We start from the raw sequence: 14,401 nt of genomic DNA, 5'->3' as shown, positions 1-14,401 counted from the left end.
GGATGGTGAGCAAATCCCGCGCGGGCCGGGGGAGTTGGTGAAACGATCCGGCACATGACATCGAAGCTGCCCACCCGCCGGCTCGGCGGTCTCGAGGTGTCCGCCATCGGATTCGGCGCGATGGTCCTCTCGCCGGGCGCCTACGGCGAGATCGACGACGCGCGGGCCGAGCGGGCCCTGCTCTCCGCAGCCGACGCCGGCGCGACCTTCTTCGACACCTCCGACGGCTACGGGGCCGACGCCCACAACGAACGCGTCGTCGGCCATGCGCTGCGGGGCCGGCGGGACGAGGTGGCCATCGCCACCAAGTTCGGCTTCCGGCTCCCCGAGGGCGTCGAGCCCCATCCGTTCCCCGTCGGGTTCGCCTTCGGGGAGCTGGCCGTCAACGCCGATCCCCGGTACGTGCGCGGTTACGCCGAGGCCAGTCTGCGCGCCCTCGGGACGGACCGGATCGATCTCTACTACCCGCACTTCCCCGACCCCCAGGTGCCCCTGGAGGACACCGTCGGCGCCGTCGCCGAGCTGGTCGCGGACGGGCTCGTGCTCCACCTCGGGCTCTCCAACGTCACCGCGGAACAGCTCCGCGCCGCCCACGCCGTGCACCCGGTGGCCGCCGTGCAGACCGAGTGGTCGATGTGGCGACCGATCGACCCGGACCTGCTCGCCGCCGCCCGCGAGCTCGGTGTGGGCGTCGTGCCCTGGGCGCCGCTGGGCAGCGGCTTCCTGAGCGGGACCGTCGGCGAGGTCGCGAAGGGCGACTTCCGGGAGAACGCCCCCCGCTTCGACGCCGCCAACCTGAAGACCAACCACGACCGCTTCGCGCCGGTGCGCGGCATCGCCGGCGAACTGGGGATCACGCCGGCCCAGCTCGCGCTGGCATGGCTGCTGGACCAGGACGCGCACGCCGTGCCCATCCCGGGCAGCCGTACGCCCGCGCACATCGAGGAGAACCTCGCCGCGGGTTCGGCCGGGCTGCCGGGCGACGTCCGGGAGCGGCTGGCGGCCGTGCTCGCGGCAACCGAGGTCGCCGGCGGCACCCTGCTCTGACGGTCCGGGCGCGGGCGCCGTGGTGGCGGCGCCCGCGCCCGCCGGATCCCGGGGCCGGTCAGGCCGCGCGGGCCGCCGTGTCGTTGTCCTCGTCGCCGTCCTCGGGGAGCCGGCACACCCGCTCCAGCCACAGGGCCGCCGCGATCACGGCGATGCCCGCCACGACCGCGAAGCCCGCGTAGATCGCCTGGTCGCGGCGGGCGGGGACGTCGAGCTGGCCGAGCAGGAAGACGCCCGTGCCGCCGTACATCCCGCTCACCAGTGCCGCGACGAGGGCGCTGGCCTGGCCGAAGACCACCGCGCGGGCCGCCATCATGGGCTCCACGCCCTTGGCGCCCGGGCGGCGCTCGCGCTGGGCCTTCAGCCGGTTCCGCAGGGACAGCGCCGTGGCGGCGAGCACGGCGGCGATCACCCCGAGCACGATCGGCGCGGCGAGCGGCACGCTCGGCAGCGTCCCGAGCGAGTCCCACAGACGGGCGGCGCCCCAGGAGAGCACCCCGGCCGCGGCGAAGATACCGGCCAGTACACCGAGCCGTAGTTGCTTCACCGAGTGAGCCGCCCTTCGCAGTCCCGCCGTGCGCCGCCGCACGGATCTTCCCGTACGAGCCTAACGACTACTCGGGCAGGCGCAGTTCCAGGTCGGAACGGGGCTGCACGCCCTCCGCGCCGACCCCGGCCAGCAGCTCGGCGACCGCGCCCCGGCCGGGGAGCTGCGCCTCGGGCTGGACGTCGTGCCAGGGGGCCAGCACGAAGGCGCGCTGGTGGGCGCGCGGGTGGGGCAGCGTGAGGGCGGGGTCGTCCGAGACGACGTCCGCGTAGGAGACGATGTCGACGTCGATCGTGCGCGGGCCCCAGCGCTCCTCCCGGACGCGGTCGAACGCCTCCTCGATGGCCTGACCGCGCTCCAGCAGGGAGGACGGCGGCAGCGTCGTCCGGATCACGACGACCGCGTTGAAGTACGAGGGCTGGCTGCCGGGCTCGACGCCCCAGGGCTCCGTCTCGTAGACCGGGGAGACCGCCTTGACCCGCAGGCCGGGGGTGTCCTCCAGGGCGTCGACGGCGCCCTGGAGGGTCTCCAGGCGGTTGCCCAGGTTGGAGCCGAGGGAGATCACGGCGTGCTTGGGATTGGAGAGGGTGACGTCAGCCGCGTCCACCTGTTCCACCACGGACGTGGGCACCGGCTGCACGGTCGGGTCGCTGGCTGCCTGGTTCATACTCGGCTCCGGGTGATCGTGATGGTCACATCGTCGAAGGGCACCGTGATCGGTGCGTCCGGCTTGTGCACCACCACCTCCACCTCCTCGACACCGCCGTGCTTCAGACACTGCTGGGCGATGCGCTCGGCCAGCGTCTCGATCAGGTCGACCGGTTCGCCCTCGACGACCGCGACGACTTCCTCCGCCACCACGCCGTAGTGCACGGTCTTCGCCAGGTCGTCGTCGGCCGCCGCCGGGCGGGTGTCCAGGCCCAGCACCAGGTCGACGATGAAGGTCTGCCCCTCCTCCCGCTCCCGGGGGAAGACGCCATGGTGCCCGCGGGCCTTGAGGCCGCGCAGCGCGACACGATCCACGCGAATCACTCCTGCTTTCTTTACTGGCGGAAACGGGTTCCGCCACGTGCGGGTGGCGCGGTACCCGCACCCGAATCTACCTGCGGGCACCGACGGCCTTCGCCCACGGGGGCCTTGGCGGGTCCTCGCGGGCCGGGTAGCCGCGTATACCCGGGAGGGGTCCGGGCGAACCCCATGACAGGCGCATACCCACTTACGAGGGGCTGTCCCGCTCACGAGGGGATGTCTTCGCCTACGAGGGGCCGTCCCCGCTCATGAAGGGCCGTCCTCGCTCACGAGGGGCCGTCCCCGCTCACGAGGGGCTCTCCTCGTCGTCCTCGTCGTCCGTCTCCGTCAGAACGGGTGAACCGTGGTGGGACCAGATCTTCCAGCCGTCCGGGGTGCGGCGGAACACGTTGGTGGCCACGACGAGCTGTCCGACCAGCGGGCCCAGCTCGCCCGCCTGCTCCGCCGGCCCGCCGCTGAGGATGTTCTCGGTGCACGTCACCAGGGCGGTGTCGCCGGCCACGACGGTCTTCACATCGGTCAGGAAGAACTGGATGTACTCCGTGTTCGCCATGATCAGCGCGTAGGAGCGGAGCACCTCGCCACGCCCGGTCAGCACGGGCCAGCCGGGGTGGACGCACGAGATGTCCTCGTCGAGCCACAGCCCGGAGAGGCCCTCGAAGTCCCCCTCCTCCATCGCCTCGTAGAACGCGGTGTTCGCCTTCTCGACCTCTTCGGCGTCCGCGGCGCTCACCTGGCGCCCTCGACGGCGCGTGCGACCCGGACGGCGTCCGCGGTGGCCCGCACCTCGTGCACCCGCACGGCCCAGGCCCCGTCGTGGGCGGCGATCGCCGAGACGGCCGCCGTCGCCGCGTCCCGCTCCCTGGCCGGGGGCGGTGTGCCCTCCCTGGCCAGTACGTGCCCGAGGAACCGCTTGCGGGAGGCGGCGACGAGGACGGGGCGGCCGAGGGCGCGCAGCCGGTCGAGGCCGGCGAGGAGCGCGAGGTCGTGCTCCGCGGCCTTCGCGAAGCCGAGGCCGGGGTCGACGACGATCCGCTCCGGGGCGATGCCGCCGTCCACGACGGCCTCCATCCGCGCGCGGAGTTCGCCGACGACCTCGGTGACCACGTCGCCGTAGACCGCCCTGCTGTTCATGTCCTCGCTGAAGCCCCGCCAGTGCATGACGACGAACGGCGCCCCGGTGCCGGCGACCGCCGGGACCATCCGGGGGTCGGCCAGGCCGCCGCTGACGTCGTTGACCAGGACGGCACCGGCGGCGACGGCCTGCTCGGCGACCGAGGCGCGCATGGTGTCGACCGACACGACGACCCCTTCGTGCGCCAGCTGGCGCACCACGGGGACGACCCGGCGCAGTTCCTCCTCCTCGTCGACCCGGCTGGCGCCGGGCCGGGTGGACTCGCCGCCGACGTCGACGAGGTCGGCGCCCTGCGCCACCAGGTCGAGGCCGCGCTTGACCGCGGCGGTGGTGTCGAACCAGCGGCCGCCGTCGGAGAAGGAGTCGGGCGTCACGTTGACCACGCCCATGACCGCGCAGCGGTCCCACTCCGGCAGGCCGTCGGCGCTGCCCCGTCCGCTCAAGCTGTTCATGTCTCCAGCCTAGGGTCTTCGGTCCGGATCCCGGCGCGCCGGGATCCGCCGCGGGCCCCGCGCCCGGCGCGCCCCACCCGCCCGGCCGGGGAGCCGGCCGCCGCGTCGTTCCCGTCCCCGTCTCCTCCGCCGTCCCCTTCCCACGGGTCCAGACCCGTCTCCCGGGCCCAGACCTCCGCCCCGGCGGGGGAGCAGCCGGTCACCGCCGGGGTCCGGGAGAGGGCCCGTGCCTCGTCCATGAAGCGCTCGATGGCGCCGGGCCACGCCGCCTTCTCCCCGACGGGGTCGCCGCAGGCGAGCATCACCCCGGCGGCGGCCCGGTAGCGGACGGCTGCCCTGCCGCTGGGCGAGAACACCACGCCGGTGGTGCTGCGCGCCGGGCGGTGCCCGGGGGCGTCCGGCCCGCCGTGCGCCCGCAGCAGGGCGCGCAGCCGCTCCTTCTCGCCGGGCGCGGCGCGGGCGGCGGGTTCCGCGGGGCGAAGGGCCAGATAGCCGGTGGTCGCGGCGGTCAGCAGCCCGAGCGTGCCGAGCGTCCAGGCGACCGTGCCGGCGTCGCCGCCGGCGTACGAGAGAGGCCCCTCGACGCCGAACAGCCCGTACATCACATGCTCCAGGCGGTCGGTCAGCCCGGCGCTGCCCTCCGCGGTGCGCGGGTGGACGCCGACGATCACCAGGCCCAGGGCGATCGATCCGGCGCCCAGGGAGACGAAGGCGGCGAGGGCGCGCCAGCGGCTGCGCGGCCCCGGCGCCGCCGCGAACTCGCCGCGGCGGCGCACCAGCACCCCCAGCAGCGCCAGCGACAGCAGGGCACCCGCAGTCCAGTGGCGGTACCCGGCCTGGGCGACGGCCCCGGCGGGCAGCAGGACGACCGCCGCGCACCAGGCCCGGCGCTTGCGGCGCCCCAGGCCGTGGGCGATCAGCAGCAGCAGGACGCCGGCACCGAGCGAGAGCGCCGCGGCGCCCGGGGCGAGCGCGCCGGGCAGCAGGTCGCCGGAGGCGTGCGGGCTGCCGGGCCGGAACCGGGGGAGCGTGCCGGCCGCCACGTCGAGCAGCCCGACGGCCGCACAGGCGGCCCCGGCCGGGCCCGGCAGCGCGCCGGGGCGGGGGCCGCGCAGGATCCGGCGCACCGGGCGCGCCGCCCCGTACGGGGTCGATGGTGTCGTGTCCCCGTCCACCGTTGCAGACATCGCTTCTCGTGACTCCGGGTCGTCTCCGCGCCCGGACGGACCTCTGATCGGCCGGTCCCGGGCGGCCGGCGCCCTCTAGGACGACACCCGTCCTGAGCCGGTTCATCCGGAACCGCGGATTTCCGCCGCGCGGGCGGGTGTTGCCGGCGGGCGGGAGTCCGCCGGGCGGCGGAGTCGGCCGGGGCGGGGGCGGCGGAGTCGCCCGGGTCGGCAGGGGCAGGGGGTCGGCGGAGTCGGCCGGGTCCGTGCCGGGGGCCCCGGCGGGGGCGCGGGGCAGTGGCGGCCCGGTGCCTGCTCCGGTGGCCGGGCGCCCCCGCCGGGCGCGCCCCCGTCAGGACTTGCCGGTGGTGGGGCGGGGCGTCGTGGTGATGGACTCCAGGGGCACGTCCGCGCGGGCCACGGACTGGGCGTCCGCGTCGATCGAGCGGCGCAGGGCCTCGTGGAGCCGGGCCGGGGTGAGCACGCCGAGGAAGTCGCCGCGGCCCTCCTCGTCGATCACCGCGATCCATCCGGCATCGTGCTGGAGCATGGTGGCGAACGCCTGCTTGAGCGAGGCGCCGACCGGAAGCCACGCCTCCATCCGGCGTGCGTGGTCGCGGACCGTGCCGCCGCGCCGGGCGTGATCGGCGGAGATCCAGCCGTGCAGGCGCTCCCCCTCGTCGAGGACCACCGCCCAGCGGGCGTCGAGCGGGCGGGGCAGCGGGTCGTCGAGGTGGACCACGGGCGGCTGTTCGAGGTCGCCCTGCTCGATGGGCGTCACCCCGAGGCGCTTCAGGCCCCGGTCGGCGCCGACGAAGTCGGCCACGTAGTCGCTCGCGGGGGCGCCGAGCACGGCGGCCGGGGCGTCGAACTGCTCGATCCGGCCCTCGCCGTAGACCGCGATGCGGTCGCCGAGCCGCACCGCCTCCTCGATGTCGTGGGTGACGAAGAGGATCGTCTTGCGCACCTGGGACTGGAGTTTGAGGAACTCGTTCTGGAGGTGCTCGCGCACCACCGGGTCGACCGCGCCGAACGGCTCGTCCATCAGCAGCACCGGCGGATCGGCGGCGAGGGCGCGGGCGACGCCCACGCGCTGGCGCTGGCCGCCGGAGAGCTGCTCGGGATAGCGGCCGCCGTGCACGGCCGGGTCGAGCCCGACCAGTTCGAGGAGTTCGGCGGCGCGGGCGCGCGCCTTCGCGCGGGAGGTGCCGAGCAGATGGGGCACGGTGGCCGTGTTGTCGAGAACGGTCTTGTGCGGGAAGAGGCCGACCTGCTGGATCACATAGCCGATGCGCCGGCGGAGCTGGACGGGGTCGACCCCGGATATGTCCGACCCGTCCACGTGTATCCGGCCGGAGGTCGGCTCGATCAGGCGGTTGACCATCTTCATGGTGGTCGTCTTGCCGCAGCCCGACGGGCCGACCAGCGTGACGAGTTCGCCCTCCGCGACCTCGAAGGTGAGGTCGTCCACAGCGACCGTGCCGTCCGCGTACCGCTTGGTGACGTTCTCGAAACGGATCATGGCTCCCCATTGTGACGGCCGGTGTGTGAAGGCCATGTTGCTGCACTGTGGCGGTCCTCGGCGATTGTCGGTGGCCGGGGTTAGGGTCGTCACCGATCGTCAGACATGTGTTCGGCGTTTGCGGGGGAGGTGAGAAGCGATGACAGGGGAGCGGGCCGCGAGCGGTTGCCTCGTGGCGAACGACTGGATATGCGGCGAGTACCTGCGCAGCCGCAGCGGGGAGCTGACCGACGCGACGGTCCAGCACGTCTGGATCACCGTCGCCTCGGTGCTGATAGGGCTCGCCGTGGCGCTGCCGCTGGCACTGCTGGTGCGGGCCAGGCCGCGGTTCGCCGGGCCGGTGCTCGGCCTGACGACGCTGCTCTACACGATTCCGTCGCTCGCCATGTTCTCGCTGCTGCTGCCGGTCTTCGGGCTGTCCGCGGCGCTCGTGGTGACCGGCCTGGTGCTGTACTCCCTCACCATCCTCGTGCGGAACATCCTCGCCGGGCTCCAGGCCGTGCCGGAGGAGGTTCGCGAGGCCGCGCGCGGGATGGGGTACGGGCCCTTCCGGCTGCTGGTCGAGGTGGAACTGCCGCTGGCGCTGCCCGCGCTGATGGCCGGCCTGCGGATCGCCACCGTCTCCACGGTCGCGCTGACGACGGTGGGGGCGCTGGTCGGCAAGGGCGGCCTGGGCAACCTGATCGACGACGGGGTGCAGACCACCTTCAAGGCGCAGGTGCTGACGGCCTCGGTGCTCTGCGTGCTGCTGGCCGCGGTGGCCGATCTGCTGCTGCTGGGTGCCCAGCGCCTGCTCACCCCCTGGTCCCGGGCCCGCGCGGCGGAGGCGAAGAGCTGATGGGCGGAGTACCCGCCGAGGTGTGGACCTGGCTGACGACCGGGTCCAACTGGTCCGGTCCGAGCGGGGCCTGGCACCGGCTGGCCGAGCACGTGTACGTCAGCGGGGTGTCGCTCCTCCTCGCGTGCGCGATCGCACTGCCGGTGGCCCTGTGGCTCGGGCACATCGGCAGGGGCGGCGCGCTGGCCGTCAACATCTCCAACGCCGGGCGGGCCGTGCCGGTCTTCGCGGTGCTCGCGCTGTTCATGCTCACGCCGCTGCGCAGCGCCGGGTACCTGCCCACGGTCATCGCCCTGGTGCTGTTCGCGATACCCCCGCTGCTGACCAACGCGTACACCGGCATGCGCGAGGTGGACCGGTCGGTGGTGGAGGCCGCGCGGGGGATGGGGATGTCGGGCGGCCAGATCTTCGCCCGCGTCGAACTGCCCCTCGCGTACCCGCTGCTGATGACCGGGCTGAGGTCCGCCGCCGTGCAGGTGGTGGCCACGGCCACGATCGCCTCCATGGTGGGGCAGGGGGGCCTGGGGAGGATCATCACGGCGGGCTTCAACACCTACGACACGCCCCAGGTGGTGGCCGGCGCGCTGCTGGCGGCGGGGCTGGCGCTGCTGGTCGAGGCGGTGCTGATAGCCGCCGACCGGCTGTTCAGCCCGCTGCGCCGCACGGCGGCCGCCCGCACGGCCGCCCCGTGACCGCCACGGGCGCAGGCACCGGCACCGGAACACCGGAGCCGCGCACCACGCGGCGACGCGACCACGCACGACCGGACAGGCACGACCGGACAGGCAGAACGAGACACGGCGGACCGGCGGGCCCGGGCGGGCCCGCGGCCGCCGCAGGACGGAGAACCTGATGGGAAAGACCTCGCGCCTCGCGGGAGCGGTACTCGGTGTGGTGGCCCTCGCGGGTTCTCTCGCCGCGTGCGGCGGCGACAGCCTGGAGAAGGAGAAGGGGGACTCCGGCGCGGCCGGAGGCTCGGGCGGCAAGGGCTCGCTGGTGATCGGAGCCGCCGCCTTCACCGAGTCCAAGGTGCTCGCCGAGCTCTACTCGCAGCTGCTCGCCGACGCCGGCTGGTCGACCTCGGTCACCACGGTGAAGAACCGTGAACTGTACGAACCCGCCCTGGAAAAGGGCGAGATAGACATCATCCCGGAATACGCGGCCACCCTCGCCGAATTCCTCAACGCGAAGGTGAACGGCGCCAAGGCGCCGGAGGAGAAGCCGGTCGCCTCCAGTGATGTGGACGCCACCGTCGGCGCACTCACCGAGCTCGCCGGGCCGCTCGGGCTGAAGGTGCTCCCCGCGGGCAAGGCGGTCGACCAGAACGCCTTCGCGGTGTCCGCCGAATTCGCCGAGAAGAACAAGCTCACCACCCTTTCCGATCTCGGCCGCGCGAAGATCAAGGTGAAGATCGCCGCCGGTGACGAGTGCGAGGTCCGGCCGTTCTGCGCACCCGGCCTGAAGAAGACCTACGGCATCGACGTCGCGGGCATCGACCCCAAGGGCGTCGGCACCCCGCAGTCCAAGCAGGCCGTGAAGGACGGCGAGGACCAGCTCGTGCTGACGACCACCACCGACGCCACGCTGGAGAGCTACGGCCTGGTGCTGCTGGAGGACGACAAGAAGCTCCAGAACGCCGACAACATCCTTCCGGTCGTCAATGCGAAGGACGCCGGGGACAAGGCGATAGCCGATGTGCTGGCGAAGCTGACCGACGTGCTCAGCACCGAGGATCTCACCGAGCTGAACCGCAAGGTGGACGCCGAGCGCGCCAAGCCGCAGGACGCCGCCGCCGACTATCTCCGCTCCAAGGGGCTGATCGACAAGTAGGCCGCCATCCGGGCCGGGGAAGTGCGGGAAGCCCCGGCCCGGGCGTGCCGCGTGTTTCTTCGCAGAGATTTGCCGGGCCGACACCCCATGCGGCGCCTACGCACGGTAAATTTCGGGCCATGCCACGTGGACGTCACCGCCATTCCCCGCCCCTGCACAAGCTGCTGCCGCCGTCGGCAGTCGCCGGAGCGTCGGTTCTGTGCGCCGCCGGCGCGTGGTTCGTCGGTGATGCCCTGATGCTGCGCTCCCTGGTGGCCGCCGCGGCGGCGGCCGCCGTCACGGGCGCGGTGCTGATGCGCAGCTGGGACCGGAGCGCCGGCCGCCGGGTCGCCGAGCTGACCCGCGGGCGCGCGAGCGACCAGTGGCAGACCGAGGAGCGCATAGCCGAACTCGAGGCGGACGTCGAGGAGTCGCGCGAACTGCGCGCGAAGCTCGACGCCAAGCTCCGGGCCAAGCGGGTCGAACTCGCCGGTCTGCGCGGCGAGCACGCGGCGCTGCTGCGCCGGTACGCCAACGCCGAGACCGAGCGGGCCAGCGCGCTGGAGGGCCGCCGGCAGCTCGCCATCGAGGCGTCCGAGCCGGCCAGGGCCCTGCCCGCGGCGGGCACGTCGCCGACCCCGGAGCTGTTCGCCCGCGCCGCCCGCGCCCTCGGCGACCTGTCGCGCAACGCCGCGGCCCAGGAGGCCAGACGCACCGTGGAGGAGGCCCGGGCCCGCGATCTCGCCGAGCGCGCACGGGAGGCGGACGAACCCCAGGGGAAGCACGCGGCGGGCACCGGGGCCGGGCAGCACGTCCGTCCGGCGTCCGCCCTCCCCGCCCGCCGTGCCGTGCCCGCGGCGTCGGCCATCGTCCCGTACGGCGCCCAGCGCGCACGGGTGAAGCGCCCCGAGGGCGGCTTCGACTTCTTCGGCACCGGCGGGGGAGCGGCGCCCGGCGGTGAGGACGTCCGTCCGGCCGCCCTGCCCGCGGCGCCGCCCGCCCGCAGGGCGATCGAGGCGGTGCAGCACGAGGACCTCGCCGACGTCGTGGGCGAGGAGGCCCTCGCGGCCGCCCGCGCCAAGGACCCCCGGGCGGTCGGCAAGGTCATCGACCTGACCGCCCACGACGAGACGGAGCAGCTCGACGTGGCACGGCTGCGCGACGCGGTCTCCTGAACGACTGGACGTCTGCACGGCTGCGCGCCTGGACGTCTGCACGGCTGCGCGACGCGGTCTCCCGCACGACTGCACGCCTGAACGACTGGGCGACCGAACGACGCCTTCCCGGACCCCGGCCCCGCCACCGCGCGCGGGGCCGGGGTCCGGTGCGTGCGGGGCGCGGGCCCGGCGGCGCGGGCCCGGGCCGGGCGGGCGGAGAGGGCTACTTGTCGATGTCGCCGACGACGAAGAACAGCGAGCCGAGGATGGCCACCATGTCGGCGACGAGCGTGCCGGGCAGCAGCACCTCCAGCGCCTGGATGTTGTTGAAGGACGCCGAGCGCAGCTTGAGCCGGTAGGGCGTCTTCTCGCCCTTGGAGACCAGGTAGTAGCCGTTGATGCCGAGCGGGTTCTCCGTCCAGGCGTAGGTGTGGCCCTCGGGGGCCTTCAGCACCTTCGGCAGGCGCTGGTTCACCGGCCCCGGCGGCAGTTCGGCGATGCGGTCGAGGCAGGCGTCGGCCAGGTCCAGCGCGTTGTGGGTCTGCTCCAGCAGCACCTCGAAGCGGGCCAGGCAGTCCCCCTCGGTCCGGGTGACGACCTTCAGGGTGTCCCCCAGCTCGCCGTACGCGAGGTAGGGCTCGTCGCGGCGCAGGTCGAAGTCCACGCCGGAGGCCCGGGCGATGGGACCGCTCACGCCGTACGCGTGGACGGCCTCGGCCGGCAGGACGCCGATGCCGCGGGTGCGGCCGCGGAAGATCTCGTTGCCGAGGACCAGCCGGTCGTAGACGTCCATCCGGGACCGGACGTCGGCGACGGCGCGGCGGGTCCGGCCGAGCCAGCCCGCCGGCAGGTCCTCCTTGAGGCCGCCGACGCGGTTGAACATGTAGTGCATCCGGCCGCCGGAGATCTCCTCCATGACGTGCTGGAGCTCCTCGCGCTCCCGGAAGGCGTGGAACACCGGCGTGATGCCGCCCAGTTCGAGCGGGTACGAGCCGAGGAACATCAGGTGGTTCAGGACCCGGTTCAGCTCGGCCAGCAGCGTACGGGTCCACACCGCGCGCTCGGGGACCTCCATGCCCAGCATCCGCTCGACGGCCATCACCACGCCGAGCTCGTTGGAGAAGGCGGAGAGCCAGTCGTGGCGGTTGGCCAGCATGACGATCTGGCGGTAGTCGCGCGCCTCGAAGAGCTTCTCGGCGCCGCGGTGCATGTAGCCGACGACCGGTTCGGCCTGCCGGATGCGCTCGCCGTCCAGCACGAGCCGCAGCCGCAGCACACCGTGCGTGGAGGGGTGCTGCGGACCGATGTTGAGCACCATGTCGGTGCTCTCCGCCGCGCCGCCGATGCCGACCGTGGTCTCCGTCATACGGTCCAGTCTGTCAGAGCGGGCCGGCGCCCCGGCCGGTCGGGCGGGTCCCCGCCCGGGACCGGCTGCATCAGCCAGGTGAAGTCGCCCAGGCCGCCGCGCGCCGTCAGTTCGGCCGCCTCGCCGGCCCGTGACAGGGCGCGGACGTAGCCCGCCGGGTCCCGGGACGCCAGCGCCAGCGGGGGCCGGGCGGCGTCCACCCCGAGGCCGCCCAGCGCCTCCCGCTGGGACAGCAGCCGGGCGGTCGGCGAGGCGCACGCGTCCAGTGCGACATGGGCCGTGAGGTCGCAGCTCCCGTCCGGCACCGGGCGCACCTCGCGGCCGTCCCGGAAGCCCGTGAGGGTGCCGAACACAGGCCGCGCCTCCGCGGTGTGGGCGTAGTCGACGGCCACGGCCAGCCCCGCGGTCAGCGCCCCGGCGGCCCCGGCCCACGCCTCGTCGCGCGGGCGCCCGATCTCCGCCCGGGTGCCCGGGCCCGCGTCGGGCCACCAGCGGTCCAGCCAGCGGGCGTCCGCGCCGCCGACCTCCTCGCCGAGCCGCTCCCCGCCCTCGTCGTCCACCAGCACCAGCCGGCGCACACCGTCGTCGTCGGTCTCCGCGACGTCGACGGGCACGTTGTCGAGCCACTCGTTGGCGAAGAGCAGCCCGCTCTCGCCCCGCGGGACACTGCCGTGCCAGCCGATCCGCGGGTCCAGCCCCTCGGGGCGCGGGGCGCGTTCGACGGCGTGCGCCCGCACCGGGAAACCGGGGGGCAGCGCCGCGAGCACACCGCTCAGCAGCTCGCCCCGTCCCGCGCCCACGTCGATGAGGGCCGGCTCGGCGATGCCGTGCTCCCCGGCGGTGGCGACCAGCAGCCGGGCGACGGCCGCGGCGTACAGCGGCGAGGCGTGGACGGACGTCCGGAAGTGCCGGGCCGGTCCGCCGGGCCGCAGGTAGAAGCCGCCGGGGCCGTACAGGGCGTCCTCGGCGGCACGGCGCCAGCCACGCGATTCGCTCGTCCGATGGGTCACGTGCTCAGTCTCCACCTTGGGGAGTACGCCCCCGGCCGCTGGATCGCTCCTCCGGTTGACTCCGGCACCTATCTCCTGTCCTTACGCTTGGTCACGTGCAGCGCCTCTACGACTTCATCCGCAGACACCCGACGGGCGTCGACAGCTTCTGGGCCGTCGTGCTCCTCGGCATGACCGTGGCGGCCGCCGCGGGTGTCCCGGGTGACGCGGGGGACCGGTGGGGGGTCGTCGTCATCGGCGCCCTGCTGAGCGTCGTGGTCGCGCTGCGGCGGCGGATGCCCGAGCGGATGCTGCTGCTGACCGCCGTCCTCGGCGTCGCCCAGCTCGTCGCCGACGTCGAGGTCTTCCCCTCCGACTTCGCCATGCTGGTGATCATCTACACGGTGGCGGCGCACGACGGACCCCGCTGGGCCTCCCGCTTCGCGCTGGCCGGCGGGGCGTGCGCGGCGACGCTGGCGATGGTCCGCTGGCCGCTGGAGGAGACGGGCGCCGGCGGGAAGATCTTCTTCACCGTCGTGATGACCGCGCCGTTCGTGCTCGCCTGGGTGCTCGGCGACTCCATACGCACCCGGCGCGCCTACTTCGCCCAGCTGGAGGAGCGCGCCACCCGGCTGGAGAAGGAGCGCGAGGCGCAGGCGAAGGTCGCGGTGGCCGCCGAGCGCGCCCGGATCGCCCGCGAACTGCACGACGTCGTCGCCCACAACGTCTCCGTGATGGTCGTCCAGGCCGACGGCGCCGCCTACGTGATGGACACCGCGCCCGACCAGGCCCGCCAGGCACTGGAGACCATCTCCGGCACCGGCCGCCAGGCCCTGGCCGAGATGCGCCGGCTGCTCGGTGTGCTGCGCACCTCCGACGCCCCGGAGAGCGGCGAGTACGTCCCGCAGCCCGACGTCGAGCAGATCGAGGACCTGGTCGAGCAGGTCCGCCGCGCGGGGCTGACCGTCGACTTCAAGGTCGAGGGCACGCCGCGCCCGCTGCCCAGCGGGGTCGAGCTCACCGCGTACCGCATCGTGCAGGAAGCCCTCACCAACACCCGCAAGCACGGCGGCCCCGAGGCGGGGGCGAGCGTGCGCCTCGTCTACTTCGACGACGGCCTCGGGCTGCTCGTCGAGGACGACGGCCGCGGCGCCTCCCACGAGCTGTACGAGGACGGCGGCGCGGACGGGCGCGGCCACGGACTCATCGGCATGCGCGAACGCGTGGGCATGGTCGGCGGCACGCTCGACGCGGGGCCCCGCCCCGGCGGCGGCTTCCGGATCAGCGCGCTTCTGCCGCTCAAACCGGCCCATTAGGGTCTGCCCCGTGCGACCGTGCCCGCCC

The 14,401-nt window shown here is 74.2% G+C and carries 15 protein-coding genes; 6 read left to right on the top strand and 9 right to left on the bottom strand.

Annotated features, from left to right (window positions below; genetic code table 11):
* The first annotated feature begins 54 nt into the window (after positions 1–54).
* Positions 55–1,047 carry an aldo/keto reductase gene (locus JE024_RS15815; protein WP_205374205.1) on the top strand — a complete coding sequence of 331 codons (993 nt, stop codon included), beginning with the start codon at positions 55–57 and terminating at the stop codon, positions 1,045–1,047.
* 58 nt (positions 1,048–1,105) lie between these two features.
* Here the strand turns inward: JE024_RS15815 and JE024_RS15810 are convergent, their stop codons facing one another.
* The 7 genes from JE024_RS15810 to JE024_RS15780 form a co-directional block, all read right to left on the bottom strand.
* The gene (locus JE024_RS15810) at positions 1,106–1,594 is read right to left on the bottom strand and encodes a DUF3180 domain-containing protein (protein ID WP_205374204.1); all 489 of its coding nucleotides are present in this window, start codon (positions 1,592–1,594) and stop codon (positions 1,106–1,108) included.
* 67 nt (positions 1,595–1,661) lie between these two features.
* Entirely contained in the window at positions 1,662–2,261 is a 600-nt protein-coding gene (gene folK / locus JE024_RS15805; protein ID WP_205374203.1) for a 2-amino-4-hydroxy-6-hydroxymethyldihydropteridine diphosphokinase, read from the bottom strand.
* The gene (folB, locus tag JE024_RS15800) at positions 2,258–2,617 is read right to left on the bottom strand and encodes a dihydroneopterin aldolase (protein ID WP_205374202.1); all 360 of its coding nucleotides are present in this window, start codon (positions 2,615–2,617) and stop codon (positions 2,258–2,260) included. Before folB ends, folK begins: the two co-directional genes overlap by 4 nt.
* Before the next feature lie 292 nt (positions 2,618–2,909).
* Positions 2,910–3,356 carry a nuclear transport factor 2 family protein gene (locus JE024_RS15795; protein ID WP_205374201.1) on the bottom strand — a complete coding sequence of 149 codons (447 nt, stop codon included), beginning with the start codon at positions 3,354–3,356 and terminating at the stop codon, positions 2,910–2,912.
* Positions 3,353–4,210: a dihydropteroate synthase gene (gene folP, locus JE024_RS15790; protein WP_205374200.1), complete on the bottom strand. Its 858-nt coding sequence runs from the start codon at positions 4,208–4,210 to the stop codon at positions 3,353–3,355. Before folP ends, JE024_RS15795 begins: the two co-directional genes overlap by 4 nt.
* Entirely contained in the window at positions 4,207–5,397 is a 1,191-nt protein-coding gene (locus JE024_RS15785) for a phosphatidylglycerol lysyltransferase domain-containing protein (RefSeq protein ID WP_205374199.1), read from the bottom strand. The genes folP and JE024_RS15785 overlap by 4 nt, the downstream gene beginning before the upstream one ends.
* A 331-nt stretch (positions 5,398–5,728) precedes the next feature.
* Positions 5,729–6,898 (bottom strand): ABC transporter ATP-binding protein, encoded by a 1,170-nt coding sequence (locus JE024_RS15780; RefSeq protein WP_205374198.1) that lies wholly within the window; start codon positions 6,896–6,898, stop codon positions 5,729–5,731.
* A 139-nt stretch (positions 6,899–7,037) separates the two neighbouring features.
* On the opposite strand from JE024_RS15780, the gene JE024_RS15775 reads away from it, so the two are divergent.
* The 4 genes from JE024_RS15775 (at position 7,038) to JE024_RS15760 (ending at position 10,720) form a co-directional block, all read left to right on the top strand.
* The gene (locus JE024_RS15775; protein ID WP_205374197.1) at positions 7,038–7,736 is read left to right on the top strand and encodes an ABC transporter permease; all 699 of its coding nucleotides are present in this window, start codon (positions 7,038–7,040) and stop codon (positions 7,734–7,736) included.
* A complete protein-coding gene (locus JE024_RS15770; protein WP_205374196.1) occupies positions 7,736–8,428 on the top strand; it encodes an ABC transporter permease in 693 nt (230 codons plus the stop codon). Before JE024_RS15775 ends, JE024_RS15770 begins: the two co-directional genes overlap by 1 nt.
* 160 nt (positions 8,429–8,588) lie before the next feature.
* On the top strand, positions 8,589–9,566 hold the full coding sequence (locus tag JE024_RS15765) for an ABC transporter substrate-binding protein (protein WP_205374195.1): 978 nt from the start codon (positions 8,589–8,591) through the stop codon (positions 9,564–9,566).
* A 119-nt stretch (positions 9,567–9,685) separates the two neighbouring features.
* Positions 9,686–10,720 carry a coiled-coil domain-containing protein gene (locus JE024_RS15760; protein WP_205374194.1) on the top strand — a complete coding sequence of 345 codons (1,035 nt, stop codon included), beginning with the start codon at positions 9,686–9,688 and terminating at the stop codon, positions 10,718–10,720.
* Positions 10,721–10,925: 205 nt separating this feature from the next.
* Here JE024_RS15760 and JE024_RS15755 read toward each other — a convergent pair whose 3' ends face one another.
* The gene (locus JE024_RS15755; protein WP_205374193.1) at positions 10,926–12,068 is read right to left on the bottom strand and encodes an NADH-quinone oxidoreductase subunit D; all 1,143 of its coding nucleotides are present in this window, start codon (positions 12,066–12,068) and stop codon (positions 10,926–10,928) included.
* Positions 12,065–13,078 carry an SAM-dependent methyltransferase gene (locus tag JE024_RS15750; RefSeq protein WP_205374192.1) on the bottom strand — a complete coding sequence of 338 codons (1,014 nt, stop codon included), beginning with the start codon at positions 13,076–13,078 and terminating at the stop codon, positions 12,065–12,067. The genes JE024_RS15755 and JE024_RS15750 overlap by 4 nt, the downstream gene beginning before the upstream one ends.
* Positions 13,079–13,173: 95 nt before the next feature.
* On the opposite strand from JE024_RS15750, the gene JE024_RS15745 reads away from it, so the two are divergent.
* A complete protein-coding gene (locus JE024_RS15745) occupies positions 13,174–14,373 on the top strand; it encodes a sensor histidine kinase (protein WP_205374191.1) in 1,200 nt (399 codons plus the stop codon).
* The last annotated feature ends 28 nt before the right edge of the window (positions 14,374–14,401 follow it).

The sequence above is a fragment of the Streptomyces zhihengii genome (genome assembly GCF_016919245.1).
Taxonomy (GTDB): domain Bacteria; phylum Actinomycetota; class Actinomycetes; order Streptomycetales; family Streptomycetaceae; genus Streptomyces; species Streptomyces zhihengii.
This window is presented reverse-complemented; position numbering and strand designations above follow the sequence as displayed.